The 25,494-nt window shown below is 68.5% G+C and carries 25 protein-coding genes; 10 read left to right on the forward strand and 15 right to left on the reverse strand.

What is annotated here, in order from left to right; genetic code table 11:
- Window positions 1–58: 58 nt before the first annotated feature.
- Window positions 59–1,765, forward strand: coding sequence for an FAD-binding dehydrogenase (locus NK1_RS14460; RefSeq protein ID WP_063009036.1), 1,707 nt, complete (start codon window positions 59–61; stop codon window positions 1,763–1,765).
- Here NK1_RS14460 and NK1_RS14465 read toward each other — a convergent pair.
- Both NK1_RS14465 and NK1_RS14470 read right to left on the reverse strand, forming a co-directional pair.
- Window positions 1,762–2,328, reverse strand: a complete 567-nt coding sequence (locus NK1_RS14465) for a hypothetical protein (protein WP_063009037.1) — start codon at window positions 2,326–2,328, stop codon at window positions 1,762–1,764. The genes NK1_RS14460 and NK1_RS14465 overlap by 4 nt on opposite strands.
- A 146-nt stretch (window positions 2,329–2,474) precedes the next feature.
- A complete protein-coding gene (locus NK1_RS14470) occupies window positions 2,475–3,194 on the reverse strand; it encodes an oxygen-binding di-iron domain-containing protein (RefSeq protein ID WP_063009038.1) in 720 nt (239 codons plus the stop codon).
- Window positions 3,195–3,363: 169 nt separating this feature from the next.
- Between NK1_RS14470 and NK1_RS14475 the strand changes: the two genes are divergently transcribed.
- On the forward strand, window positions 3,364–4,062 hold the full coding sequence (locus tag NK1_RS14475) for a haloacid dehalogenase type II (protein WP_063009039.1): 699 nt from the start codon (window positions 3,364–3,366) through the stop codon (window positions 4,060–4,062).
- A 101-nt stretch (window positions 4,063–4,163) separates the two neighbouring features.
- Here NK1_RS14475 and NK1_RS14480 read toward each other — a convergent pair whose 3' ends face one another.
- On the reverse strand, window positions 4,164–6,212 hold the full coding sequence (locus tag NK1_RS14480; protein WP_084460922.1) for an MFS transporter: 2,049 nt from the start codon (window positions 6,210–6,212) through the stop codon (window positions 4,164–4,166).
- Window positions 6,213–6,460: 248 nt separating this feature from the next.
- Here NK1_RS14480 and NK1_RS14485 point away from each other — a divergent pair, with 248 nt between their 5' ends.
- Both NK1_RS14485 and NK1_RS14490 read left to right on the forward strand, forming a co-directional pair.
- The gene (locus NK1_RS14485; protein ID WP_063009040.1) at window positions 6,461–7,264 is read left to right on the forward strand and encodes an ABC transporter ATP-binding protein; all 804 of its coding nucleotides are present in this window, start codon (window positions 6,461–6,463) and stop codon (window positions 7,262–7,264) included.
- An 88-nt stretch (window positions 7,265–7,352) separates the two neighbouring features.
- The gene (locus tag NK1_RS14490; protein ID WP_063009041.1) at window positions 7,353–7,766 is read left to right on the forward strand and encodes a DUF3291 domain-containing protein; all 414 of its coding nucleotides are present in this window, start codon (window positions 7,353–7,355) and stop codon (window positions 7,764–7,766) included.
- 27 nt (window positions 7,767–7,793) lie between these two features.
- Here the strand turns inward: NK1_RS14490 and NK1_RS14495 are convergent, their stop codons facing one another.
- On the reverse strand, window positions 7,794–9,263 hold the full coding sequence (locus tag NK1_RS14495) for an amino acid permease (protein WP_063009042.1): 1,470 nt from the start codon (window positions 9,261–9,263) through the stop codon (window positions 7,794–7,796).
- Window positions 9,264–9,363: 100 nt separating this feature from the next.
- Between NK1_RS14495 and ggt the strand changes: the two genes are divergently transcribed.
- On the forward strand, window positions 9,364–11,307 hold the full coding sequence (gene ggt / locus NK1_RS14500; RefSeq protein ID WP_063009043.1) for a gamma-glutamyltransferase: 1,944 nt from the start codon (window positions 9,364–9,366) through the stop codon (window positions 11,305–11,307).
- A 4-nt stretch (window positions 11,308–11,311) separates the two neighbouring features.
- On the opposite strand, the gene NK1_RS14505 is transcribed toward ggt, so the two are convergent.
- From NK1_RS14505 to NK1_RS14520, 4 genes are all read right to left on the reverse strand, one after another.
- Window positions 11,312–11,815 (reverse strand): PH domain-containing protein, encoded by a 504-nt coding sequence (locus NK1_RS14505; protein WP_084460924.1) that lies wholly within the window; start codon window positions 11,813–11,815, stop codon window positions 11,312–11,314.
- 4 nt (window positions 11,816–11,819) lie between these two features.
- The gene (gene ribH / locus NK1_RS14510; RefSeq protein WP_036502603.1) at window positions 11,820–12,299 is read right to left on the reverse strand and encodes a 6,7-dimethyl-8-ribityllumazine synthase; all 480 of its coding nucleotides are present in this window, start codon (window positions 12,297–12,299) and stop codon (window positions 11,820–11,822) included.
- A gap of 29 nt (window positions 12,300–12,328) precedes the next feature.
- Entirely contained in the window at window positions 12,329–13,579 is a 1,251-nt protein-coding gene (locus NK1_RS14515) for a bifunctional 3,4-dihydroxy-2-butanone-4-phosphate synthase/GTP cyclohydrolase II (RefSeq protein WP_036502604.1), read from the reverse strand.
- Window positions 13,580–13,660: 81 nt separating this feature from the next.
- Window positions 13,661–14,281, reverse strand: coding sequence for a riboflavin synthase (locus tag NK1_RS14520; protein ID WP_063009044.1), 621 nt, complete (start codon window positions 14,279–14,281; stop codon window positions 13,661–13,663).
- A gap of 491 nt (window positions 14,282–14,772) precedes the next feature.
- Here NK1_RS14520 and NK1_RS14525 point away from each other — a divergent pair, with 491 nt between their 5' ends.
- Complete coding sequence (locus NK1_RS14525) at window positions 14,773–15,240, forward strand: hypothetical protein (RefSeq protein ID WP_063009045.1); 468 nt, start codon at window positions 14,773–14,775, stop codon at window positions 15,238–15,240.
- Here NK1_RS14525 and rpe read toward each other — a convergent pair.
- Complete coding sequence (gene rpe, locus NK1_RS14530; RefSeq protein WP_036502611.1) at window positions 15,212–15,874, reverse strand: ribulose-phosphate 3-epimerase; 663 nt, start codon at window positions 15,872–15,874, stop codon at window positions 15,212–15,214. The two genes, NK1_RS14525 and rpe, sit on opposite strands and share 29 nt — an antisense overlap.
- A gap of 123 nt (window positions 15,875–15,997) precedes the next feature.
- Between rpe and NK1_RS14535 the strand changes: the two genes are divergently transcribed.
- A complete protein-coding gene (locus tag NK1_RS14535; protein WP_036502614.1) occupies window positions 15,998–16,420 on the forward strand; it encodes an ATP-binding protein in 423 nt (140 codons plus the stop codon).
- Between the two features lie 194 nt (window positions 16,421–16,614).
- Window positions 16,615–17,346 (forward strand): RNA polymerase sigma factor SigF, encoded by a 732-nt coding sequence (locus tag NK1_RS14540; protein ID WP_063009076.1) that lies wholly within the window; start codon window positions 16,615–16,617, stop codon window positions 17,344–17,346.
- 10 nt (window positions 17,347–17,356) lie between these two features.
- Here the strand turns inward: NK1_RS14540 and NK1_RS14545 are convergent, their stop codons facing one another.
- Window positions 17,357–18,277: a LysR family transcriptional regulator gene (locus tag NK1_RS14545; protein ID WP_063009046.1), complete on the reverse strand. Its 921-nt coding sequence runs from the start codon at window positions 18,275–18,277 to the stop codon at window positions 17,357–17,359.
- A 103-nt stretch (window positions 18,278–18,380) separates the two neighbouring features.
- Between NK1_RS14545 and NK1_RS14550 the strand changes: the two genes are divergently transcribed.
- Entirely contained in the window at window positions 18,381–19,580 is a 1,200-nt protein-coding gene (locus NK1_RS14550) for a YeiH family protein (protein ID WP_084460930.1), read from the forward strand.
- A 13-nt stretch (window positions 19,581–19,593) separates the two neighbouring features.
- On the opposite strand, the gene NK1_RS14555 is transcribed toward NK1_RS14550, so the two are convergent.
- The 5 genes from NK1_RS14555 to NK1_RS14575 all read right to left on the reverse strand — a co-directional run bounded on the left by NK1_RS14555 (window position 19,594) and on the right by NK1_RS14575 (window position 24,541).
- Window positions 19,594–20,925, reverse strand: a complete 1,332-nt coding sequence (locus NK1_RS14555) for an RsmB/NOP family class I SAM-dependent RNA methyltransferase (RefSeq protein WP_245660494.1) — start codon at window positions 20,923–20,925, stop codon at window positions 19,594–19,596.
- Between the two features lie 542 nt (window positions 20,926–21,467).
- The gene (gene fmt, locus NK1_RS14560; protein WP_063009047.1) at window positions 21,468–22,391 is read right to left on the reverse strand and encodes a methionyl-tRNA formyltransferase; all 924 of its coding nucleotides are present in this window, start codon (window positions 22,389–22,391) and stop codon (window positions 21,468–21,470) included.
- Window positions 22,392–22,952, reverse strand: a complete 561-nt coding sequence (def, locus tag NK1_RS14565) for a peptide deformylase (RefSeq protein WP_063009048.1) — start codon at window positions 22,950–22,952, stop codon at window positions 22,392–22,394. It abuts the gene before it with no gap.
- Between the two features lie 251 nt (window positions 22,953–23,203).
- Window positions 23,204–23,851, reverse strand: a complete 648-nt coding sequence (locus NK1_RS14570) for a PadR family transcriptional regulator (protein ID WP_374726714.1) — start codon at window positions 23,849–23,851, stop codon at window positions 23,204–23,206.
- Between the two features lie 108 nt (window positions 23,852–23,959).
- Window positions 23,960–24,541: a TetR/AcrR family transcriptional regulator gene (locus tag NK1_RS14575; RefSeq protein ID WP_063009049.1), complete on the reverse strand. Its 582-nt coding sequence runs from the start codon at window positions 24,539–24,541 to the stop codon at window positions 23,960–23,962.
- Between the two features lie 73 nt (window positions 24,542–24,614).
- Here NK1_RS14575 and NK1_RS14580 point away from each other — a divergent pair, with 73 nt between their 5' ends.
- A complete protein-coding gene (locus tag NK1_RS14580) occupies window positions 24,615–25,454 on the forward strand; it encodes an NAD(P)H-binding protein (RefSeq protein ID WP_063009080.1) in 840 nt (279 codons plus the stop codon).
- The last annotated feature ends 40 nt before the right edge of the window (window positions 25,455–25,494 follow it).

Raw genomic sequence — 25,494 nt, forward strand, 5'->3', positions numbered from 1 at the left:
GCCGGAGCCGGGCTCGCGACGGCTCGAATCTGCTACCTTGAACACGTTCGATACACGAATGTATCCAAATCGCGCCGAATGCGGAGGAGTGCCCGTGGCACCGTCACAACAGCCGGATGTCATCGTCGTCGGAGCCGGGCTGGCCGGACTGGTGGCCACCTACGAACTGACGCGCGCCGGACGGCGGGTGCTGGTGCTCGACCAGGAGAATCGCAACAATCTCGGCGGGCAGGCATTCTGGTCGCTGGGCGGATTGTTCCTCGTCGACAGCCCGGAACAGCGGCGCCTCGGCATCAAGGACTCCTTCGCGCTGGCCTGGCAGGACTGGCTGGGTTCGGCCGGATTCGATCGCGACGACGAGGATCACTGGGCTCGCCAGTGGGCGCGCGCCTACGTCGAGTTCGCCGCCGGGGAGAAGCGGCGATACCTGCACGATCTCGGCTTGCGGGTGACTCCCCTGGTCGGCTGGGCCGAACGCGGCGGCGCCACCGCCGACGGGCACGGCAATTCGGTGCCGCGCTTCCACCTCACCTGGGGTACCGGGCCGGAGGTGCTGCGCGTCTTCCTGGAACCGGTACTGGCCGCGGAGCAGCGCGGACTGGTCGAATTCGCGTTCCGGCACCGGGTCGACGATCTGATCGTCGAGGGCGACGCGGTGGTCGGCGTGCGGGGCAGCGTCCTGGAACCGAGCGACCTGGATCGAGGCGTGGCTTCGTCGCGAACGACGGTGGGCGAGTTCGAATTCCGCGCTCCGGCGGTGCTGGTGTCCTCCGGTGGCATCGGCCACAACCACGACCTGATCCGGAAGAACTGGCCCACCGAACGGCTCGGCCCCTGCCCGCAGACCATGATCTCCGGCGTGCCCGCCCATGTCGACGGCCGCATGCTCGCGATCTCCGAATCGGCCGGCGGGCGCATCGTGAACCGCGACCGGATGTGGCACTACACCGAGGGCATTCACAACTGGGATCCGATCTGGCCCGATCACGCCATCCGTATCATCCCGGGACCGTCGTCGCTGTGGTTCGACGCCAACGGAAAGCGTTTGCCCGCACCGTGTTTCCCCGGTTTCGACACCAATACCACGATGAAGGCGATCCTCGGCACCGGCTACGACTACTCGTGGTTCGTGCTCACCCAGTCGATCATCGAGAAGGAGTTCGCGCTCTCGGGTTCCGAGCAGAACCCCGACATCACCGGCAAGGACCTCAAACTCACGCTCAAGAGCCGCGCGGCCAAGGGCGCGCCCGGCCCGGTCGAGGCGTTCAAACGGCACGGCGTGGACTTCGTCGTCGCCGACACCCTGCCGGAACTGGTGCGCGGCATGAATGAGATCGCGCGCGGCCCGCAACTGGACGTCGCCGCGCTGGAACACCAGATCGTCGCCCGCGATCGCGAACTGGACAACAAATACAGCAAGGACGCGCAGTTGATGGCGGTCGCCAACGCGCGCCGCTCACTCGGCGACAAACTGGGCCGGGTCGCGGCACCGCACCGGATTCTCGATCCGGCGCACGGTCCGCTGATCGCGGTACGCCTGAACGTGCTGACCCGCAAGACGCTGGGCGGTCTGCAGACCAACCTCGACTCGCAGGTGATCCGCTCCGACGGCGCCCCCTTCCCCGGCCTGTACGCCGCGGGTGAGGTCGCCGGCTTCGGCGGTGGTGGCGTCCACGGCTACAACGCGCTGGAAGGCACCTTTCTCGGCGGATGCATCTTCTCCGGCCGCGCGGCCGGGCTCGCGATGGCCCGGCTGTCGCGTTAGGGCCGCTCCAGGCTCTTCGCGCCGACGGTGCGGGTCAGGCTGAAGATCGGCAGGCCGATCACCAGATGTTCGATGGCGGTGGACACGCCCACCCAGATATCGCTGGACAGCGTCAGCGGAATGACCACCGCCGCCGCGATGAGGATCCCGACGATCCAGGCGAAGAACATGTCCGGCGACGGCGTGCCCAGATGCAGCAGGTACCAGAGCACGCCGGCGAGCAGGGCACACAGGAACGCGACCACAGCGAACCAGTAGCCCTGTTCGGCCATCGGGTTCCAGACCCCGAACTTGCCGCTCTCGGTGGCGCGGGTGGCGACGACGTCGATGATCCACGCGCACAGCCACGCCGCCAGCGCGGTGACGACCGCGGTGGCGAGCACCCCGCCCGCGAACATGCCCACGTTCACCTCGGGCCGCCGGGGCGCGGGGTGCGCTCCACCCGGTGTCCGGTAGGGCTGGTATGCGGGATCCTGCTGGTAGGTGGGTTCCTGATACCCGCCCGGCTGATAACCGCTTTCGTACCGCGTGGTGTGCTGCTCACGCGGATCCTGGGGATACACCGCCGATCACCTCCGTCGAATGTGTGTGCCGAGTGTAGGGCCACACCCGCCGCTCGGCGCGCCTACGGCATACCCGGTGTCGCGTCGGCATACACCCGCCCGCCGTTGCGCACCGGATCGAGGCGCCGTGATCCGGCGCGGGCCGATCACGCTGGAAGCAAGCGTCTCTCGTAGTCCGCCGCCAGTGCCCGCAGCGCGGCGGCGCCGTCCCCGGCGAAGCTGGAGCCGTGCATCACCGCCAGGGTCGCCGGATTCAGCTGCGCCAATCCGTACAGGGCGGCCGGTACGGCGGGGCCCAGTGACGTCGCCCGGAAGACGTCCTCGGCGAGGACGGCCGGACCGACCACATCGGATTCGGTGAGTGCGGGCCCGTCGCCGACCTGGGTCATGAGGTCACCACAGAACAGCACCCCCGTCGTCTCCTCGTAGAGCACCCGCGACTCCCAGTTGTGCGGTGCGTGCGGAGTATCGATATGACGGATCCGCCGCTCGCCCAGTTCGATGACCTCCCCATCGGCCAGCGGGCGTGGCGGCCGGTCGGCGAGATCGTCGATGGAGACCTGACAACCGAGGATTCCGTGGGCCACCTGCGCGTGCGGCGCGGCGGCGAGAAACAGATTCATAGCCCCGCATTCGTCGGCCTCGACGTGGCCGAAGGTGATCCAGCGCAGCCGCTCGACCGGCACGATCGCGTTGATCTGCTCGCTCACCAGCGGGAACAGCGCGCGCATGCCGCAGTGGAACAGCAGTGGCTCCTCGTCGACCACGAGGAATTGGTTGAAGCTGAATCCGGTCGGACCGACCTCGGGCACGAAGGTGGATATCCGGTAGATCCGGTCGGCTACCTCATCGGTACGGGTCTGCATGGTCTCGCTCCCATCCGGGCCTCGCGCGCCGGCGGGATCACCTACGGCGGCGCGGACCCGCTGTCTCCGAGTCGACCCCCGAATCAGATGTTATCCAGATCACACTGCGAGGTCGATAGCGCCGCCCGGCCGCGCGGCCCGCCGACCGGCCGCCGATACGATCGCGATCATGAGCGACCGGCCGAAGGCACTGCTGTTCGACGTCCAGGGCACCGCCACCGATTTTCATTCCACCGTCGTCACGGCGGCCGCGGCGCTCCTCGGGCAGCGGTATCCCGGCCGGGACTGGTCGGCGTTCGTGAACGATTGGCGCGCAGCGTATTTCCGCGGCACCGCCGCGGTCGGCGACCACTGGGTCAGCGTCGATTCGATCTATCGCACCGCGCTCGACGACCTGCTCGCCGAGCGCGGTATGGAGGCGACCTCCGACGTCCGCGCCGAATTGAATTCCGCGTGGAAACGGCTGGACCCCTGGCCGGACGCGGTGCCGGGCCTGACCCGCCTGCGACGCCGCTACACACTCGCGACGTTGTCGAACGCCGACGTCGACGCGGTCGTCGGCATCACCCGGCACTGCGATTTCCCGTGGCACGCGGTGTTCACGGCCGAGATGGCGGGCGCACACAAACCCGATCCCCGCACCTACCGCATGGCGGCGCACTACCTCGGCGCCCAGCCGGGCGAGATCATGATGGTCGCGAGTCACAAGTACGACATCCGGGCCGCGGCCGCCCTCGGCTTCCGCACCGCCTTCGTCGCACGACCGCTCGAATTCGGTGATCCGGCCCTGGCGGACACCGCATTCAGTGACGAATTCGACCTCAATGTCACCGATTTCGAGGATCTGGCCGACCGGCTGGGGTGCTGAACCGCATCGGCGAGCGCATACGCCGCTATTCGACGGTCGACGCGCATCGAGGTCCGGAACGGACGTGTCGCCCGTTCCGGACCTCGATGCGCGTCGCGGAACTACCCCGCGGGCGCCGGCTCGGCAGGCGGCGCGGCTTCATCCTCCGCCGATTCACCTGCCCCGGAGGCGCTTTCGGTGAGACCCACCGAGTCTGCCGAGGACTGCGTCCCACCATCCGTTTCCGCCAGCGCCACGAGTTCCTGACGTACGCGCAGGTCGTGTTCGGCGGCATCGGCGGCGGCCCGCTTCGGACTCCAGCGCCCGGCCATCAGGAACACGAACGGCAGGAACAGCACCTGGGCGATCAGGCAGATCCACCACCACTGCCGCCACTGCACCGGCGAATCGGCGGCCGCCTGTTTCACCTCGGGGCCGTGCGCGGCGACATAGGCCAGATCATCGGCCGGCACGGTGGCCACGGCCTGCAATTGCGATTGCGCGGTAACGAGTTTCGGGCCGACCGTGCTCGCGACCGCCAGCTGGTCACGCGGCACCTGCTGGGTCGCGGCCAGCCGCCCCGCCGCTTCGGCCGGGCCGATGCCGAACTTCGCCGCCACCTGACCGACCGCGGCGCCCGCGGCCCGCGCATCGTTCGGATTCACCGCCAGGGCGCCGAGCGTCGCCGGATCCACCGCCTGCAGTGTCGCCAATTCCTGCGGATAGCGCGCGTTCACCGCGATCGTGGCCTGGATGTCGGCGGGCGTCGCCCCGGTCAGCTTCGTCAACGCGGCCATCTGCGCGGACGGATCGGCGGGATTGCGACCGAGTTGCGTCATGGTCTCGGCGCCGACGGTCTGGATGGTCGCCAGCTGGGGTCCGTACTGTGCCTGGATCTCCTGCAGTCGCGGACCGTTGTTGACCAGCGGCCCGGCCGCGTCGACCACCATCAGCAGGCCGAACAGCGTGAAGGTCACCACCGTGCGCAGCACACCACCCCATACGGCCAGCCCGACCGCGGTCGCGGCCGGATTGTGGCGCTCCACGGTTTCGGTGAAACTCGCCATCCAGGTGGCGTAGGCGATGCCGCCGCCGACCGCGATGACCATCATCACCACCGCGAACGAGTAATAGCCGGTGTCGGGATGATCGGTGTAGCCGAGGAAGACGTACAGCCCGGCGATGCTGATCAGGGCGCCCAGGATCATGAACGGTTTGCGCACCTTGAGGATGTCGGACACGATGCCGGTCACCACCAGCGCCACCGCGTTCGCGATCCAGTACCAGTTACCCAGCGCATTGGCCTGCGCCGGTGTGAAACCGAAGTTCGTGGCCAGATAGACCGGCAGGAACGACACGATGGTGTAGAAGAATGCCAGGAAGATGCTGATGGCCAGGGCCGAGCCGACCACGTCGACGCGCATCATCTGACGCCACTGCCCACGCTCGAGCGACTCGACATCCAGCCCCTTGGCCCGCGCCTCGACCAGGGCCCGATCCCGCAGGCTCACCATCACCTGATCACGCAGACGCGGACTCAGTTCGCGCAATCCGATCACCGCGACGACGGCGACCGCGCAGCTGATCACACCGCACAGGCGGTAGTGGAACTGCCAATCCGGATGGCTGTCGAGGGTGCGGGCGGTGATCTCGCTGGTGACGAGGGCGCCGATCACCGGTCCCAGAGTCCAGAATCCCATCGCCGAGGCGCGGCCGAGCTGCGGCGAGAAGTCCCGGATCAACGCCGGGGTGGCCACCAGCACCGCGCCCTCGACCACGCTCACCACGCAGTAGACGACGAGATAGGCCATCTTCGTGGTCGTCGCCGGCAGCGCGAACAGGGTGAGCAGCGAACAGATCACCACCCCGTAGGCCACGATATTGGCGCGCCCCCACCGATCGAGCAGCCCCGCCGCCACCGAAGCGGCGGCGCCGAAGGCCGCGCCGATGATGAAGATCCACACGAAATAGGCGAAGGAGAGGTGGAAGTAGGCGATCAGCTGATTTCCGACCGCGCCCGCGACGAAGAGCTGGTAATACAGCACGATCGAGGTGATCACCACGAGCGTCAGATACCAGGAGCGGGCGGGGGTATCGGGATAGTGCGGTAGTTTTCGCCGCCACAATCCGGTGAGCAGGGTGGGTGCGACTGCTGTCGAGGTCGAGCTCATGGTCGAGATGCCTTTCTGACCACGGCATCTCGTCGCGGGACGAATCTCTTGTGATTCCGCACGAGCACCGGGTGGGAAAAGGGTAGCGGCCAACCGTGATCCACATCACTTTTCCGGCAACTCGATCGAACCGACCGATCCGATTGCGGGGCACATACCGACCGGTCGACGGTTGCCGGATATTCGCAGCGCTGTACGCGCGACCCACGACCTATCAGCTTGTCTGAGGAGTTTGCTACCGTGGGTCCATGGTCGACTCCCCCATCCTGCAGGTGGACGCCGTAGATTTCGTGCGCAACCGCAATCCGATCCTGTCCGCGGTGTCGCTGACCGTGCGCGCCGGCGAGCATTGGGCGCTACTGGGCCCCAACGGTGCCGGCAAGACCACTCTGCTGAAGATGCTCGGCGCCTTCGAACATCCCACCCACGGCAGTGTGCACGTGCTCGGCCATCGGCTGGGCCGGGTGGATATGCGCGAATTGCGCTCGGCCATCGGGCATGTCGACCCGCGGCACACTCCGCCCTACCCCCTCACCGCACACGAGGTGGTCCTGACCGGGCTGACCGGTACCGCCGATATCAAGCAGCGCTGGTCACCGACGCCCGAAGAGGACGCCGAGGCGGATCGGCTCATCGAACTCATGGGGCTGCCCCATCGCCGCGACGCCCGCTGGCCCACCCTGTCCCAAGGTGAGCGCGGGCGCGCCCTCATCGCCCGGGCTCTGATCGCCGAGCCGCGACTGCTCCTGCTCGACGAACCGGCCACCGGCCTCGATGTCGGCGGCAGGGAACAGCTCATCGACCGGATCGATCTGCTGCAGGCCACCCATCCCGAGCTGGCGTCGGTCCTGGTCACCCATCACCTCGAGGAGTTACCCCCGGCCACCACCCACGCGCTCCTGCTCCGCGCGGGACGTTGCGTGGCGAGCGGACCCGTGGACGAGGTGCTGACGAGCGGCAATATCAGCACCTGTTTCGACCATCCGATCCGGCTGACCCGCACCGACGACGGGCGCTGGCAGGTGCGGGCAGAGCGCAGCGTACACGCCTGAACACGAATCTTGTCATTGACAAGATTCGTGGAACATGCGATGTTGGGCAGGCGTCAGCATTCACTCGCCTCGTCGAAAGTTCTCCGCCATGCCCACACTGCCCTGGGTCACCGTCGAGCGGCCCACCACCGATACCGTCCAGATCATGGCCTCGCGGCTCGAAGTCCGGTCACTGCGGCACGTGCCCGGATTCCTCGCGACCTCGATCGTGCTGCGGCGCCAGGCCCGCCGCTCCCCCGGCGCCCTCGGCATCGCTTTGAAGGCCGACCTCAGCCGCCGCACGTTCTGGACCCTGTCGGCCTGGACCGATCAGGAGGCGATCGGCGCCTACGCCCGCACCGATCCGCACGCCTCGGCCATCGTGCGGGCTCGCGCGGTCATGCGCGAATCGACGTTCGTGTTCTGGTCCGTCCCCGCCGCCGACCTGCCGATCGACTGGTCCGAGGCGCGCCGTCGCATCGCCGAGGAACGCGAGAAGCGAAGCAGCACAGCCACTCTCTGAGACGATCCGCCGCCGCGCCCGGCCGGATCAGTCGTCGACCGGCACCGATTCCGAACGCCTGGCCGGCTCCTCGTCCTCGGGCGGTTCCCGCAGCCGCGCCACCTCCAGTACCCGCGAGCGGGCCGCGAACCAGCCGACGATCAGCGCCGGGATCAGAATCACCAGACTCGCCACCGTCCACGTGCCGACGGGGTGATCGAAGGCCATCAGCACCAGCATCGCGGCCAGGAAGACGAGGGTCGCGATGCCGGTATACGGGGCGCCGAACATGCGGAACGCGGGACGTTCCAGCTCACCACGCCGCCAGCGCCGCCACAGCGCCAGCTGGCACAGCACGATCGTCGCCCAGGAGGACAGGATGCCCAGCGAGGCGATGTTGAGCACGATCTCGAAGGCGCGCGCCGGCACGATGTAGTTGAGCCAGATGCCGACCAGAGCGATCAGGCTCGTCAGCACGATGCCGCCGTAGGGCACACCGCGGCTGTTCATCCGCGCGGTGAATCGCGGGGCGCTGCCGTTGACCGCCATCGAGCGCAGAATGCGCCCGGTGGAGTAGAGACCTGCATTGAGACTGGAGAACGCCGCGGTGAGCACGACGAGGTTCATCACCGAACCGGCATGCGGGACACCCAGTTCGGCGAAGAAGGTGACGAACGGGCTCTCGTCGGCGTGATAGGCGGTGTAGGGCAGCAACAGGGCCAGCAGGATCAGCGAGCCGACATAGAACACGGCGATACGCAGGATCACCGAGTTGATGGCGCGCGGCATGATCTGCTGCGGATTCTCGGTCTCCCCCGCGGCGGTGCCGACCATCTCCACCGCGGCGTAGGCGAACACCACGCCCGAGGCGACCGTGACCAGCGGCAGCACCCCGGTCGGGAACCAGCCACCGGACTGCGCGACCAACCCGAAACCCGTTGCGGCCCCGTCGACCCGGAATCGCCCGCCGAGGAAGACGATGCCGATGATCAGGAACGACACCAGCGCGACGACCTTGATCAGCGCCGCCCAGAACTCGAGTTCACCGAACCATTTGACCGAGATCAGATTCACGCTCAGCACCAGGCACAGCGCGATCAGCGCCAGCACCCACTGCGGGATCGCACCGAACGCACCCCAGTAGTGCAGATAGGTGGCGATCGCGGTGGTGTCGACGATGCCCGTCATGGACCAGTTCAGGAAATAGGTCCAGCCGGCGATGAAAGCCGCCTTCTCCCCGTAGAACTCGCGCGCGTAGGAGACGAACGACCCCGACGAGGGCCGGTGCAGCACCAGTTCGCCCAGCGCCCGCAGGATGAAGAAGACGAATACACCGCAGACCGCGTACACCAGGAACAGTCCCGGCCCCGCGTGCGCCAGCCGACCGCCGGCACCGAGGAACAGACCGGTGCCGATCGCGCCGCCGATCGCGATCATCTGCAACTGCCGCGGCTTGAGGCTCTTGTGGTAGCCGCTGTCCTCCGCGGACAGGTGCGTCTGTGCTGGTGTCTCGCTCATCGGTGGGGTGATCCCTTGGTCGAGGTCGGGGCGGCTCGACGTTACCCGGTGTGGGAATGATGCCCGGCGTGGTGGGGCCGGTGCGCGTTAAAGTGCCTGCATGAGGCGCACGCGAGCGATTCTGGCCGGCGCGAGCGCCGCCCTGCTGCTGACCACCGGACTGCTCACGGGCTGCTCGTCCACCACCTCCGAGGCCGGTCGAAGCTGCGTCGCAGGTCCGGACGGCACCCCGATCACGGCCGCGGCGGGACCGGCGGCGAGTGCGACGAATCTGGCCACCAATCCCGAGATCGCCACCGGCTACCGCAGCGGTATGACCCCGGTTCGCACCCACACCTTCGCGGTCTCCACCGCGAACCCGCTGGCCACCCACGCCGCCTGCGAGGTCCTGGCCGACGGCGGCACCGCGGCCGACGCGCTGATCGCCGCACAAACGGTACTGGGCCTGGTCGAACCGCAGGCCTCCGGCATCGGCGGCGGCGCATTCCTGCTCTATTACGACGCCGCTGCCGGATCGGTCGACGCCTACGACGGTCGCGAGGTCGCCCCCGCCGCCGCGACCGAAAACTATCTGCGCTGGATCAGCGACACCGATCAGTCGATGCCACAACCGAATACCCGTGCCAGCGGACGGTCGATCGGCGTGCCGGGCGTGCTGCGACTGCTCGAGGCGGCCCATCGCGACCACGGCAAGCAGTCCTGGCGCGAGCTGTTCGGTCCCGCGATCTCGCTGGCGGACAACGGTTTCGACATCAGCGCCCGGATGGCGAGCCAGATCGCGCAGTCGGCCCCGGACCTGGCCCGGGACGCGAATGCCCGGCAGTACTTCCTGCAGCCGGACGGCTCTCCCAAACCGCGAGGCTTCCACCTCGCCAATCCGGCCATGGCGAAGACGTTGAGCGCCATCGCCTCCGACGGCCCCGACGCCTTCTACACCGGAGCGGTCGCCCGCGACATCGTCGACGCCACCGCGACCACCAGCGGCGGCCGCACCCCGGGTCAGCTCTCGCTCGACGATCTCGCGCGGTATCAGGCGAAGAAACGCACCGCCCTGTGCACCGACTACCGCAGCCACCGGATCTGCGGGATGCCCAATCCGTCGTCGGGCGGTATCACCGTCGCCGCGACCCTCGGGATTCTGGAGAACTTCGATCTCGCCGGCCTGTCCCCGGACCGTCTCGACCGTAACGGCGGCGTCCCGAAAGCCGAAGCGGTGCATCTGATCTCGGAGGCCGAGCGGCTGGCCTACGCCGACCGCGACAAGTACATCGCCGATCCCGATTTCGTTCCGCTGCCCGGCGGCTCACCCGCCGCGCTGGTGAACAAGGACTATCTGAAGCAGCGGGCCGCCCGCATCGACCCGAACCATTCCATGGGCACCGCGCAGCCGGGCGACTTCGGTCCGGTCCCGCTCGGCACCGGCGTGCAGCAACCCGAACACGGCACCAGCCACATCTCCGTGGTGGACCGGTACGGCAACGCCGCGACCATGACCACCACGGTCGAATCGGCGTTCGGATCGTTCCATCTGGTCGACGGATTCGTCCTGAACAATCAGCTCACCGACTTCAGTGCCCAACCGGCCGATGCGGCCGGTGTGCCGCTGGCCAACCGGGTACAGCCCGGGAAGCGGCCGCGCAGTTCGATGAGCCCCACCCTGGTCTTCGATCGGACGCCGGACGGGTCCCGCGGTCAGCTGGTCGACGTCGCCGGGTCCCCCGGCGGTTCGGTGATCATCCAGTTCGTGGTGAAAGCGCTGGTGGGCCTGCTGGATTGGCATCTGGATCCGCAGCAGGCGGTCTCGCAGGTGGCCTTCGGTGCGGCGAATACACCGGTGACCGGGGTGGGCGGGGAACATCCCGCGATCGACGCCACCGACAACGGCGCCCACGATCCGCTGGTGCAGAAGCTGCGCGAGATGGGGCATCAGGTCTCGGTCGACCCGCAGTCCAGCGGGCTCAGCGCCCTGCAGCGCGAGAGCGGCGGCTGGATCGGCGGAGCGGATCCCCGGCGGGAGGGCATCGTCCTCGGGGACGCCCGCTGACCGGTCAGTCCTGCTGTGCGGCGGTGTATTTCGCGCCGAGTTCGCGGAAGCGATCCATCGCCCGGGCGGCGTGATCCTTGTCGTTGACGCGGATCGCCAGCATCGGGACGTATTCGTCGCCGGCCAATTCCAGTCGCGCCCAGGACTTCTTCTCCGGAATCGCGACACCGCGGATATCGGCCCAGCCGAACTCGTTGTCGCCCAGGATGTTGCGCACGACGACGCCCCGCGGTCCGACGCGCACCCGCGGCCGGGTCAGCAGCAGCACGGCACCGGCCAGCAACAATCCGAAGCAGATGATCGCCACCTGGTCGGCGCCGCGGAAGTTCACCCCGGTCGTCGAATTGCTCGACAACGCCCCTGCCAGGATGAACAAGACGGCGATCACGGCCGCCACGATGCGCGCGGTGCGCACCGCCCGGCGCGGACGCACCTCGAGATCCCACTGCTGTGCGTCCGCGCCCGGGGGCTGCGGACCGCGTTTGAACAGGTGCACGACCGGCGGCATCGGCTCAGGCTTCTCGGCGCAGCGCGCGCAGGGTCAGGGCGGCATCCAGGGCCGCGGCACTCGCCTGCTCGCCCTTGTTCTCGGCCGAATCCGGCAGGCCCGCGCGGTCGAGGGCCTGCTCCTCGGTGTTCACCGTGAGCACCCCGTTGGTGACCGGCGTGCCCTCGTCCAGCGACACCCGCGTCAGCCCGGCGGTCACCGCATCGCAGACGTACTCGAAATGCGGTGTCCCCCCGCGGATCACGACACCCAGCGCCACGACCGCGTCGTGCGTGCGGGCCAGCGCCTGCGCGACCACCGGCAACTCCATCGCCCCGGCACAGCGCACCACCGTGATCTGCTCGACGCCCGCTTCCCGGGCCACCCGCTCGGCATTGGCGAGCAACGTATCGCAGATGGTGGTGTGCCACCGCGAGGCGACGATGCCGACCCTCAGGTCCTTCGCGTCCGCCAGCGCGAACTCCGGTACACCCGTACCGCTCATCGACCGATACCCCTTTTCACGAATTCTGACTACTGCGCGGTCTCGCCGAGGTCCAGGTCGTCGAGGCCGACCAGGTCGTGGCCCATCCGGTCGCGCTTGGTGCGCAGATACCGCAGATTCTCGGCATTGGCCCGCACCGGCATCGGCACCCGTTCGGTGATGCTCAGGCCGTAGCCGTCGAGGCCGACCCGCTTGGCCGGGTTGTTGGTGAGCAGCCGCATCGACTTGATCCCGAGATCGACCAGGATCTGCGCCCCGGTGCCGTAGTCGCGGGCATCGGCGGGCAGGCCGAGTTCGATATTCGCGTCCACGGTGTCGTGCCCGGAATCCTGCAGCTGATACGCCTGCAGCTTGTGCATCAGGCCGATGCCGCGGCCCTCGTGCCCGCGCATGTAGAGCACCACACCGCGTCCCTCGGCCGCGACCATCTCCATCGCGGCATCCAGCTGCGGCCCGCAATCGCAGCGCAGCGAGCCGAATACGTCACCGGTGAGGCATTCCGAGTGCACGCGCACCAGGACGTCGTCACCGGAGTCGACACTCAGATCACCGCGGACCAGCGCCACATGTTCGACATCGTCGTAGATGCTCTTGTAGCCGACGGCCTTGAATTCGCCGTACTTGGTGGGGATGCGCGCCTCGGCGATCCGCTCCACCTGCTTCTCGTGCTTGCGGCGCCACGCGATCATGTCGGCGATCGAGATCAGCGCGAGTTCGTGCTCGTCGGCGAAGATCCGCAACTCTTCGGTGCGGGCCATATCGCCCTCGTTCTTCTGGCTGACGATCTCGCAGATCACACCGGCCGGGCTCAGACCGGCCATCCGGGACAGATCCACGGCCGCCTCGGTGTGGCCGGGCCGCCGCAGCACCCCGCCGTCCTTGGCGCGCAACGGCACGACGTGGCCGGGCCGGGTGAACTCGTCGGCGCGCGAGGCCGGATCGGCCAGCAGGCGCATGGTGGTCGCGCGGTCGGCGGCGGAGATGCCGGTGCTGATGCCCTCGCGCGCATCCACCGACACCGTGTACGCGGTGCCGTGCTTGTCCTGGTTCATCGAATACATCGGCGGCAGCCCCAGCCGATCACAGTCCGCACCGGTCAACGGCACACAGATGTAGCCGGAGGTGTATCGGATCATGAAAGCCACCAGCTCGGGGGTCGCCTTCTCCGCGGCGAAGATGAGGTCGCCCTCGTTCTCCCGGCCCTCGTCGTCGACGACGACGACCGCCTTACCGGCGGCGATATCGGCGACTGCGCGCTCGATGGTGTCGAACCTGGTCACGTCTGCTGTGCTCCACTTCGGAATAGGTGCGACTCGAGCCTACTGGGTCGGGTCGCCGGTACGACGTCGCGGTTGCTCCGGTCAGCCACGCTGCTGGAGTCGCTCGACATATTTGGCTATGACGTCGACCTCGAGGTTCACCGTGGTGCCGGCGGGCGCGGCGCCGAGGGTGGTGAGCTCGCGGGTGGTGGGGATCAACGAGACCTCGAACCAGTCGCGGTGCCCGGGTTCGCCGCCCTCGTCGACGCCGAGGCCCGAGACGGTCAGCGAGATGCCGTCCACGGTGATCGACCCTTTCTCGACCACATAGCGAGCCAGGTTGTCGGGCAACGAGATTCGCACGACCTCCCAGTTGTCGGAGGGGGTGCGCGACAGGATGACCCCGGTGCCGTCGACATGGCCCTGCACGATGTGGCCGCCGAGGCGGCTGTTCACCGCCGCGGCGCGCTCCAGGTTCACCTTCGAGCCGATGTCGAGTTTGCCGATGCCGGAACGGTTGAGCGTCTCCCCCATCACGTCGGTGGTGAAGCTGTCACCGTCGACCACGTCGACCACGGTCAGGCAGACGCCGTTGACCGCGATGGAGTCGCCGTGGCGGGCATCGGAGGTCACGGTCGCGCCGCGAATCGTGAGCCTGGCCGCGTCCGCGGACCGCTCGGCGGCGACGATCTCCCCCAGCTCCTCGACGATGCCTGTGAACATCCGTATCTCCTGTCAGCCCGGCGCCCACCGCGTCGGGGCGTCCGCTAGCGCAAACGGTGCCGGCGGCCCGGGGTATTCCCCCACGGGCCGCAGTGTCATCAGCGTAACGACGCGCTGTAGCAGAGCACATCCGGCCGTCCTACCGACCGGTCGCGGCCGGACATTCAAGACTTTCGGACCGGAAAAGCGCACCGAACCGGGCGCGGTATCGGCGACGCGCCGAGCGGGCCGATCGACTCCCCCGCGCGACCGCCGTATCCCCGAATGCCGAAAAGGAATAGCGGGACAATTTCAGGAAAAGGGAATCGAATTCAGGATTTCACCGGTCGAATATCCGGCTTCTACCGGCCCGGATCGCGGCCGAATTCAATTTGTTACCCACGTGACTGCGAATTCAACCCCAACGCTTGCACCGGGGCGAATTCGGTAGCAATATTGTTATGCAGTTGATTCCAACAGTTCATTGGACAACAACCTCATGGGGGTGCGGCGTGACCACGGTGATCGATACGTCTCTCACGGATCGTTGCGAGCGGTATCGCCGCGTCTTTCATCTGCCCGCGTCGGTGGACGACGCATCGCGGCACATCGTGCTCGAGATCGGGCAGCAATTCGGCGCGGTCACCATGCCGGCCGATGTGGGTGAGCGGGTCCTGCGCCAGCTCACCCAGTCCGGACTCGTCACTCCCGTCGTACACCATCCGCGGGCGCGGCGCTGGACCTTCATCACCGGCCCGTCGTGCTCCGCCGGCGTCAGCACATCCGTTGCGGCCGAACTGTTCCGGCTGTACACGACGGTCGCGTGCACGGGTAGTCACGTGGTGCTGCCCTCGGCCGAGGACGAACGGACCGGCTATCGGATCTGGGTGCAGACGCCGGACCACCTCGAGGCGGTCGTCCCCATGGCCGCGGTCGTGGAGGCCGCTCGGCTCAGCGCCGCGCCGCCTGCTCCTCGATGACCTTCTCGCGCAAGGCTTCCACGGTCGCGGCCGGATCGTCCGTGCCGTACACCGCGGACCCGGCGACGAAGCAGTCCACGCCGGCCTCGGCGGCGGCTTCGATGGTGTCCATATTGATGCCGCCGTCGATTTCGACGACCAGACGCAATTCACCGCTGTCGACGAGCCGGCGGACCGCGCGGGCCTTCTCCAGCACATGCGGAATGAACGACTGACCACCGAATCCGGGCTCGACACTCATCACCAGCAGCGTGTCGAAATTTCGCAGAATTTCCAGGTACGGCTCGATGGGCGTATTCGGTTTCACCGACAATCCGGCCTTGGCGCCGGCGGCGCGGATATCCCGGGCCACCGCGACCGGATCGTCGGTCGCTTCCGCGTGGAAGGTCACGTTGTAGGCACCCGCCTCCGCGTACGGGGGCGCCCAGCGGGCCGGATCCTCGATCATCAGATGGCAGTCGAGCGGGATGTCGGTGGTCTTCAGCAGACTCTGCACCACCGGCAGGCCGAGGGTCAGGTTCGGTACGAAGTGGTTGTCCATCACATCGACGTGCAGCCAGTCCGCTCCCTCGACGGCGCGTACCTCCTCCGCCAGACGAGCGAAATCGGCGGACAGGATGGACGGCGCGATCATCGGCGACGGCCGGTGAAAGTGGGAATTCGAGAGGGACACAGCGCGTGAGTGTACTGGGTCGATCACACCGGTTTTCGGCACTGTCGGCGATTGCGCGACGCGAAGTTGGGTAGCCTTCGTAGGGTGATCAACATGTCGGCTGAAGAGGGACTGCGCAGCACACCCGTCGAAATCGGAGTGGCGGCCACCGTGTCGCAACTGCCCATCGTGCGCGGATTGGCCGAAACACTGGTCCTGCTCAGCGATTTCACACTCGACGAGGTCGCCGATATCCGGCTGGCCGTCGACGAGGCGTGCTCGACGCTGATCGAACTCGCCGTTCCCGGCAGCACCCTGCAGTGCCGCTTCACCGTCGGCGACAACGATCTCCTCGTCCGGGTGGCCGGGATCGCGGCCACCTCGAAACTGCCCGACCAGCGCAGCTTCGGCTGGCATGTGCTGCGGACGCTCACCGACGGCATCGACGTCGCGCAGGAACCCTTCGATTCGGCGATTTCCGGATACCCGACGGTGGTCGAATTTCGCCGGGTCCGGGGGAAGGCGTAGTGGCCGACGAGAACAACGTGTTCGAGGCCGAGGACGCCGAGAACACCGCGGGTACGGCCGCGAGCGGATCCCCTGACGACACCGGCGCCGAGGACGGCGAGGGCCGCGCGGACGGCGGCGAGGCCACCCCGGACGACGAGGAGGACGGGGACGAGGTCGCCGAGGTCACCGGTTCGGTTTCCGGATACGACGATGTGAACCTGCTGTTCCAGGCACTGTCGGAGGCCGGTGACGACCGCCGCGCCGAACTGCGCGACGAGTTGATCAACCGCTGTATTCCGTTGGCGGATCACATCGCCCGCAAATTCAGCGGCCGCGGCGAACCGTTCGACGACCTGACGCAGGTGGCCCGGGTCGGGCTGGTCCACGCCGTCGACCGTTTCGACGTCTCGCGCGGCTCGAACTTCCTGTCCTTCGCGGTGCCCACCATCATGGGCGAGGTGCGCCGCTACTTCCGCGACAACACCTGGGCGATGCGAGTTCCCCGGCGGGTCAAGGAAACCCATCTGCGCATCGGCTCGGCGATCGATACGCTCTCGCAGTCGCTGGGCCGCTCCCCGACCGCCAAGGAGATCGCCGCCGAACTCGATATCCATCCCGACGAGGTGACCCAGGCCGTCATCGCGGGCAACGCGTATCAGCCCAGCTCGATCGACGCGGTGTCGGTGGGCCGCGAGACCGAGGCCTCGCTGCTGGACACCCTCGGCGAGGAGGAGTCACAGTTCGACCGGGTCGAGGAGTACGTGGCGATCCGGCCGCTGCTCGCGGGCCTGCCCGAACGGGAACGACGCATCCTCACCATGCGATTCTTCGAATCGATGACACAGACCCAGATCGCGCAGCGGATGGGGATATCGCAGATGCACGTTTCCCGGATTCTCGCGAAAACCCTTGCGCGGCTACGGGAGCAGAGCGCCCGCGAGTGAAGCCGGCGCGCTACACCGGATCCGCTGTCGCGGTCCGCTGGGCCTGCACGATGGCCGATACCAGTTGTCCGGCCGGGCCGCCGAGTTTGCGCGGTGGACGCCACACCGCGCGCAGGGTGCGCCGCAGATCCAGGCCCGCGACGGTGACCGCGCGCAGTTCGCCACGCTCGAGCTGGTCGCCTACCGCCAGCGTGCTCAGTACCGCGGGCCCCACGCCGCCGAGCACGCTGGTGCGGATGGCCGCGGCGCTGCCGAGTTCCAGAAGTGGTTCGGCGCGTGGATATTCGGCCAGCGCGACGTCGAGGGTGCTGCGAGTGCCGGATCCCGGTTCGCGCACCACCAGCGGTGTCGCGGCCAGTTCGGCGACGGTGAGCGGTGTGCGGCGGCGCGCCCAGGGATGCCCGGGATCCACCACGACGAGCAGTCGATCGTGTGCGACGGTCACATGCGGCAACCCGTCGGGCACCGCCGGCGATTCGACGAATCCCAGATCGCATTCCCCCGCCACCAGCCGGTCGCACACCTGGCGCGAATTGTGGACCTGCAGATGCACTTTCACATCCGGATGACCGCGGCGGAACGCACCGAGCCACCCGGGTAGCAGACATTCCGCGACCGTCATGCTGGCGGCGACGGTGAGTTCGGCCTCCTGATCGGTGCGCAGTGCGGCGGCGGCGTCGAGGAGCCGGTCCAGATCCGCCAGCACCTCGCGCGCCCAGTGCACGACGACGGTTCCCGCGGGGGTCAGCGTGGAGCCGCGCGGTGAGCGGCGCAGCAGGGCCAGGCCCAGCCGATGCTCCCACTGGCGCACCGCCCGGCTGGCGTTCGGCTGCGCCATGCCGATCGAGCGTGCGGCCGCACCCAGACTGCCGTGGTCGTCGATGGCGACCAGCAGCTCGAGGAAACCCAGGTCGGGGCGTACATCGGCCATACCGCAATCATATGTGTTACACCCGACTCATATCACCAGGATATGAGTGCGATGCCGTTTCGGCCGCTACCGGCCCCCACCGATTCACGAGACCGTAGTCGTCATGACAAGTCTGGATTCCTCGCGAGCGGCCGAGACCGCCGACGACGTGCCCGGCGCCACCGAGCCGGGCGCGGCCGACCGGACCGGCGATACCGACAAGCTCGCGGTCGGTTCGCAGCGCGGTATCCAATCCTCCCCGCCGACCTCCGGCCGCGCGCTGGGGCGGCGGTGGCGAGCCCGGCTCCGGCGAAGCGGATTCGCCGCCGGGCGCTCCGGCGCGGCCGACGGGACGGATATCGTTCCCGGATTGACTCTGACGGTCGCGATCACCGCGCTCGTGCTGGGTATCGCACAGTTCACGCCCACGGTCAGCCCGCTCCTGTCGGCGATCGTCGTCGGGGCGGTGCTCGCCAATGGCGTGCCCTTGCCGCAGCGGGTGCGGCCGGGGCTGCAGTTCTCGGCGAAGCGGCTGCTGCGCGTCGGCGTCGCGCTGCTCGGCCTGCAGTTGACATTCGCCGACATTGTCGGGCTCGGGCCCGCCGTGATCGCGGTGGTCGTCGCGATCGTCGCCCTCGGCATCGGCGGCACGATGTTCATGGGCCGGCTGCTGGGATTGAGCTGGACGCAGCGACTGCTGATCGCGTGTGGATTCTCCATCTGCGGTGCGGCCGCCGCGGCGGCGGTGGACGGCGTGGTCGACGCCGAAGACGAGGAAGTGCTGACCGCGATCGCACTCGTGGTCGTCTTCGGCACGATCATGATCGGCGCGCTGCCCCTGCTGTCGAGCGCTCTGGGCCTCGACGATCGCACCGCCGGGATCTGGGCCGGTGGATCCGTGCACGAGGTGGCGCAGGTCGTCGCGACCGGCGGCGCGATCGGTGGCGCAGCGCTGACCGTCGCGGTCGTGGTCAAACTGGCGCGCGTAGTGCTGCTGGCACCGGTGCTGGCGGTGATCGGCTGGCAGGTTCGCCGGTGCGAGGACACCGCGCCCGGAACCCGCAGGCCGCCCCTGATCCCGCTGTTCGTCGTCGCCTTCCTGGCCTGCGCCGCACTGCGCACCACCGGACTGCTGCCCGAATCGGTACTCGGTACGGCCAAACTGCTCCAGACCGCGCTGCTCACCGCCGCCATGTTCGCCCTGGGCGCGGGCGTACGCCTGGCCGCCCTGCGCCGCGTCGGGCCGCGCCCGCTGATCCTGGCCCTCCTGTCGACCGTATGGGTGGCCGGCATCGCCCTCACCGGCGCGGTTCTGGCCGGCTGAGCGGCCCGCGATGTCAGAGCGGTTTGCGCAGAGCGGCCATGAACATGGCGTCGGTGCCGTGGCGGTGCGGCCACAGCTGGGCGGCGGGACCGTCGCCGGTGTCGGTGACTCCGGGAAGCAGCGTGCGGGTGTCGAGTGGTTCGGCGTCGGATCGGCGAACGAAGTCGGAGACGACCGAGACGGTTTCGGCCAGGTGCGGGGAACAGGTGGAATACACCACTACACCGCCCGGGCGCAGCAGATCCCATGCGGCGGTGAGCAATTGGCTCTGCAGGGTGGTCAGGTCGCGCACATCGGCCGGGGTGCGCCGCCACCTCGCCTCCGGTCGCCTGCGCAGCGCGCCCAGCCCGGTGCACGGCGCGTCGACCAGGATGCGGTCGTAGCCGGGTTCCAGCCCGCAGTCGCGGCCGTCGACCACATGCACGCTGACCGGAAGGCCGCGAGTGGCCTTGCGCACCAGCTCGGCTCGGTGTTCGGCGGGTTCGACGGCGTCGACCCGATACCTGTCGATATCGGCCAGAGCGCCCAGCAAGGCGGTCTTACCGCCGGGGCCGGCACACAGATCGAGCCAGCGCCCACCGTCCGCACCGAGCAGCGGCGCCCGGGTCAGCGACAACGCGACCAGCTGGCTGCCCTCGTCCTGGACCGCGGCCATACCCTCGCGCACCGCTTCCAGCTGCCCCGGATCGCCGCTGTCCAGGTACACCGCATACGGTGACCAGCGGCCCTGTTCACCGCCACTGACCAGCGCCAATTCCTCGGCGGTGATATCGCCGGGCCGCGCCACCAGGTGCACGATCGGCCGTTCGTCGTCAGCGGCGAGCAGATCGCGCAGCTCTCCCGCCCGCGCACCGAGCGCGTCGGCGAAGGCCTGCGCGATCCAGACCGGATGCCCGAATTCGAACGCCGCACGACCGATCGGATCCCGCGGCGCCAGATCCTCCACCCACTGCTCCGGTGTCCGCGCCGCCGCCCGGCGCAGGACCGCGTTCACGAAACCGGCTTTGCCGCTACCGGATTCGGTGCGCACCAGATCGACCGACGTGTCGACCGCGGCGTGTGATCCCACCCGGGTCCGCAGCAGTTGATATACGCCCAGACGCAGCACATCGAGCAGCGGACCGTCGATCTCCGCGATCGGACGTCCCGCGCATTCGGCGATCACCGCATCGAGGACGCCCAGCGCGCGGCAGGAGCCGTAGGCGAGTTCGGTCGCGAAAGCCGCGTCGCGCCCGGACAATCCGTATTCGCGCAACAGCACGGGTAACACGAGATTCGCGTACGCGTCGCGCTCACGCACCGCTCGCAACACATCGCGGGCGACCAGCCGGGGAGCGTCACCCACCACACCGCGTCGTCCCTGATACCGGTCTGCGGAGCGACCGGTCCGGCGCGCATCGCCGTCCGCCCGACGGGAATCCGCACCGCGCGGCGAATCGTCGCCGCGGGAATCCCGACGCGGACCCCGGCGCGGGTCGGCGCCCCGCGACGGTTTCCCGGCGCCCCCGCGCCGCGCGGAACCCGCGCCCGCCGCAGGTCGCGACGACTTCTGCTGCCCCACAGCGGGTTTCCCAGCCGACCTAGGACCATCGGAGGCTCTTTTCGACGTGTCGTCGCCGGGCGCGGCATCATGGCCTCGTCCCGATCCGGCGTCGGCGCGCCCGGCACTGCGAGCACCACTCCCGCCGGAGCGTCGCGCCCGGTCCTGCGACGAATCGAGCCCCTCGCGCCGACGGGCCCGACTGGCGTCACCGCCCCGGCCGCCCGAACCTGGCTCCGCGTCGCCGCGATGCCGAGATCCGTTGTCCGCCCGGCCTTTTCCACGGCCGGCAGCGCTCGTTTTCCGACCGTCGCGGTCGGGTCGTTCGCCTTCTCGACGTGGGCCGGTCACTCGACCACCGCGCCGGGCTCCAGGCGTGCGCCGCGGGCCCAGTCCAGGGCCGGCATCATCCGTTTGCCCTGGGGCTGCACCTGGTCCAAACGCACGGCCGTGGTGGCGGTGCCGATGTAGACACCGGACTTCCGGACCTCGATCACCCGCTCGGGCAGTTGGTCCTCGACCAGTTCGACCGGACCGAGTTTCAATCGCTTACCGTCGATTTCGGTCCATGCGCCCGGCGCGGGAGTGACGGCGCGAATCCGGCGGCCGACCGCCAGCGCCGGTTGATCCCAGCGGATGTGCCCCTCGTCGGCTTCCACCTTGGGCGCATAGGAGACACCCTCACCGGATTGCGGCACGGCCTGGACGGTGCCGTCCTCGATTCCGTCGAGGGTGGATTCGAGCAGTCGCGCACCGGAGACCGACAACCGCTCCAGCAGGGCGCCGGCGGTATCGGTGATGCCGATGCGTTCGGTGACCACGCCGTAGACCGGCCCCGTGTCCAGCCCTTCCTCGATGCGGAAGGTGGAGGCGCCGGTGATCTCATCACCGGCCAGAACCGCCGCCTGCACCGGCGCCGCGCCCCGCCAGGCGGGCAGCAGCGAGAAATGCAGGTTGACCCAGCCGTGGCGCGGGATGTCGAGCACCACCCGCGGCAGCAGCGCGCCGTAGGCCACCACCGGACAGCAGTCGGGTTTCAGATCCGTCAGTGCCGCAACGAATTCCGGCTCCGAGGGTTTGCGCGGGGTCAGCACCGGAATGCCGTGTTCGTCGGCCAGCCGACCGATCGGCGAGCGCGTCACCTTGCGACCACGTCCGGCCACCGCATCCGGCCGAGTCACCACCGCCACCACCTCGTGGCGCTCGGATTCGATCAGCCGACGCAGGGACGGCACGGCCGGTTCGGGAGTCCCCGCGAAGACCAGGCGCATCTACTCGCCCCGCCCGGACTCGGGACGGCTGCCGGCGACCTCGGCCGCCGACATCACCGTCTTACCGGCGACGAACCACTCCGATTCCCGCACCGCGCGCATGGCCTGCTTGCGGGTGGCCGGTTCCAGTCGCTGCAGATACAGCACTCCGTCGAGATGATCGGTTTCGTGCTGCACGCAGCGGGACAGCAGCCCCTCGGCCTCGAATTTCACCGGCTCACCGTGCATATCCACCCCGCGCGCGACCACGCGGTGCGCGCGGGTCACGTCGTAGCGCAGCCCCGGAATCGACAGGCAACCCTCCGGGCCGGTCTGCTCGTCGGTGCCGAGAACTTCGAAGACCGGATTCACGACGTGTCCGGCGGCATCACCGGTGTCGTAGACGAACACCCGCAGGCCGACACCGATCTGCGGGGCGGCCATGCCGACGCCGCGACTGGCGTGCATGGTGTCGGTGAGGTCGGTGACCAGCTGCTCGAGGTCCCTGTCGAAGGCGTCGACCTCGTCCGCGCGGGCGCGCAGGACGGGATCGCCGAACAGGCGAACGGGCTGGATTGTCACAGGCACACTCCCGGGCGAGACGACATTGCGGTCGCCCCAGTTTACGGGCGGCCGGAAATCCGTTTCGTCAGGAATGCGGCTCCAGGATCACCTCACCGATTTCGGTGCCCAGCGACCACCGCCCCGCACGCCACCACCGTCGCGAGCGCCCTACGCCGGGCGAGGCCCCCGCCTCGGCGGTTCCGGCCTCGTCCCATCCTTCGATTGCGCGCCGCGTGGCCCGGTGCGTGGGACGGGACACTGTCGTCGCCTCACTCGGCCGCGGTGGTGTCGTCGTCGGCGAGGATCCGGTAGATCGAACGCCGGGCCTCGGTGAGGACCTCGGCGGCCTTACCGGCCTGTTCGGGAGTGCCGGCGCGGGCGACCTGCCCGACCGCACCCATCAGCTGGCCGACCAGTTCGCGCAGGTCCAGCGCCTGATCGCCGACGCCCTCGCGGACGTCCTGCCAGGGATCGCCCAGTTCGTCGCGATGTTCGGTGACGTACTCGGCGCCCGCGTCGGTCAGTTTCGCGGTTTTGCGACCGGCCACCTTCTCGATGATCACCAGGCCCTCGTCCTCGAGCTGGGACAGCGCCGGGTAGATCGAACCGGGGCTGGGCCGCCAGATGTCGTCGCTCCGTTCGCGGATCTGCTGGATCAGCTCGTAGCCGTGCATCGGCCGTTCCTGCACGAGCAGCAGGATCGCCGCGCGGACATCACCGCGCCGTCCGCGCCCACCGCGACCGCGCCCGCGGCCGACATGACCGCCCGGACCGAATCCGGGCCCGAAATCGGGGCCGAAGGGTCCGAAGCCGTGTCCGCGCGGGTGGCGACGGAACTGTTCGTGGCCGCCGCGTTCCTGCGCGTCCGGCCGGGGTCCGCGACGGCGGCCGCGGGCGAACCTGTCCATGTTCTCCATGCGTTCCATGATTGCCTCCTCGGGCATTGTCTTACGTTGACGCAATCAACGATATATCGGCAATGCATCTTTGACAAGTATGGGACGCACCACAGCAGGGCCGGCGGTTCAGGCCGCGAGCGAATCGATCCAGCGTTCCAGCCGGTCGCCTTCCGTTCGCATCAGTTCCGGATCGCGAAAGGTGTTGGTGAGCAGGGAGATTCCCTGATAGGAGGCAATCAGCGCGACGGCCAGTTCGCGCGCGTCCGCGCGGCCCATCTCCTCGAATTGCCGCTGGACCCAGGCCAGCAGGACGCCCATCACCTCGGCGAGCTCCTGCTCCATTCCGTCGGAGCGTTTGTCGAGTTCGGTGGCCAGGGTTCCGGACGGGCAACCGTATCGGGCCGCGAGATCGCGTTGGCCGACCCAGGACCGGATCAACGCCCGCAACCGATCGACCGGCCGGGGTTCCCGGTCGAGTTCGGCGAGGAAGCCGTCCAGGGTGTGGGCGTGGGCGCCGATTGCCGCCTGGATCAGCTGATCCTTGGTCTTGAAGTAGTAGTACACGTTGCCGACGGGCACCTCGGCGGCCCGTGCGATGTCGGCGATCGTCGTCTTCTCCACCCCTTGCCGATGGAAGACCTCGGCGGCCGCGGCGGCAAGCCGTTCACGCTTGCCGCCGGCCCGCTTGCTGTCGACTGAGTTAGTCATACAACTGACTATAGACACCTCGCCGGCGATGCCGTACGGTCATGTTAGTCAGTCAACTAACTCAGGAGTGAAGATGATCGTGGTAACCGGAGCGACCGGTAATGTCGGACGGCCGTTGGTGCGGATGCTCGCCGAGGCCGGTGAGAAGGTGACCGCCGTATCCCGCCGCCGTCCCGACGACCTCCCCCACGGCGTGCGGCACATCGCGGCCGATCTGACGAATACCGGCGAGGTCACAGCAGCCCTCGACGGTGCGGAACAGCTGTTCCTCCTGCTCGCGCCGGGATCGCTGGCGGCAGATGTGCCGGGAGTGCTCGCCGCGGCACGGGACGCGGGAGTGCGGCGCATCGTCCTGCTGTCGTCCCAGGGCGTCGGAACGCGGCCCGACAGCGCGTCGCACGGACAGTTCGGAAAGCAGGTCGAGATCGCCGTCCGGAACTCGGGGCTGGAATGGACCATATTGCGGCCGAGCGGTTTTCAATCGAACGCCGCGATGTGGGCGGACGCCGTGCGCACGCAGCGAACGGTCACCGCCCCGTTCGGTGATGTCGCGATCCCCTTCGTGGACCCAGACGATATCGCCGCCGTGGCTGCCGCCGCCCTGCGCGAGCCCGGTCACGCCGGCCGGACCTATGTGTTGACCGGCCCCGCACCCGAATCGCCGCATGACCGGGTGCGCGATCTGGCCGAAACCCTCGGCGAGCCGGTGCGCTTCGTCGAGCAGACGGCCGAGCAGGCGTACGCGCAGTTGCTCACCGTGATGCCCGCCGACGCCGCCGACACCACCTTGGCGATCATCGGTGCGCCGACCGCCGAGGAACTGCGGGTCAGCGGCGATGTCGAGGCGGTCCTCGGCCGGGCACCGCGGCCGTTCTCGGCGTGGGCGCGACGCAATATCGACATGTTCCGCTGAACATCACCAGCCGCCCTGCCGGAAACGACGAATTCGCTTG

The sequence above is a fragment of the Nocardia kruczakiae NBRC 101016 genome (assembly GCF_001612965.1).
GTDB classification, from domain to species: domain Bacteria; phylum Actinomycetota; class Actinomycetes; order Mycobacteriales; family Mycobacteriaceae; genus Nocardia; species Nocardia kruczakiae.

Coding starts and splice junctions, on each gene's coding strand:
- NK1_RS14485 (WP_063009040.1), top strand. CDS start 6,461: ATGGTCGACTCCCCCATCCTGCAGGTGGACGCCGTAGATTTCGTGCGC.
- NK1_RS14490 (WP_063009041.1), top strand. CDS start 7,353: ATGCCCACACTGCCCTGGGTCACCGTCGAGCGGCCCACCACCGATACC.
- NK1_RS14520 (WP_063009044.1), bottom strand. CDS start 14,281: ATGTTCACAGGCATCGTCGAGGAGCTGGGGGAGATCGTCGCCGCCGAG.
- NK1_RS14550 (WP_084460930.1), top strand. CDS start 18,381: ATGACAAGTCTGGATTCCTCGCGAGCGGCCGAGACCGCCGACGACGTG.
- NK1_RS14460 (WP_063009036.1), top strand. CDS start 59: ATGTATCCAAATCGCGCCGAATGCGGAGGAGTGCCCGTGGCACCGTCA.
- NK1_RS14495 (WP_063009042.1), bottom strand. CDS start 9,263: ATGAGCGAGACACCAGCACAGACGCACCTGTCCGCGGAGGACAGCGGC.
- NK1_RS14480 (WP_084460922.1), bottom strand. CDS start 6,212: ATGAGCTCGACCTCGACAGCAGTCGCACCCACCCTGCTCACCGGATTG.
- NK1_RS14570 (WP_374726714.1), bottom strand. CDS start 23,851: ATGGAGAACATGGACAGGTTCGCCCGCGGCCGCCGTCGCGGACCCCGG.
- NK1_RS14575 (WP_063009049.1), bottom strand. CDS start 24,541: ATGACTAACTCAGTCGACAGCAAGCGGGCCGGCGGCAAGCGTGAACGG.
- NK1_RS14475 (WP_063009039.1), top strand. CDS start 3,364: ATGAGCGACCGGCCGAAGGCACTGCTGTTCGACGTCCAGGGCACCGCC.
- NK1_RS14545 (WP_063009046.1), bottom strand. CDS start 18,277: ATGGCCGATGTACGCCCCGACCTGGGTTTCCTCGAGCTGCTGGTCGCC.
- fmt (WP_063009047.1), bottom strand. CDS start 22,391: ATGCGCCTGGTCTTCGCGGGGACTCCCGAACCGGCCGTGCCGTCCCTG.
- NK1_RS14470 (WP_063009038.1), bottom strand. CDS start 3,194: ATGCAGACCCGTACCGATGAGGTAGCCGACCGGATCTACCGGATATCC.
- NK1_RS14580 (WP_063009080.1), top strand. CDS start 24,615: ATGATCGTGGTAACCGGAGCGACCGGTAATGTCGGACGGCCGTTGGTG.
- ggt (WP_063009043.1), top strand. CDS start 9,364: ATGAGGCGCACGCGAGCGATTCTGGCCGGCGCGAGCGCCGCCCTGCTG.
- rpe (WP_036502611.1), bottom strand. CDS start 15,874: ATGATCGCGCCGTCCATCCTGTCCGCCGATTTCGCTCGTCTGGCGGAG.
- NK1_RS14505 (WP_084460924.1), bottom strand. CDS start 11,815: ATGCCGCCGGTCGTGCACCTGTTCAAACGCGGTCCGCAGCCCCCGGGC.
- ribH (WP_036502603.1), bottom strand. CDS start 12,299: ATGAGCGGTACGGGTGTACCGGAGTTCGCGCTGGCGGACGCGAAGGAC.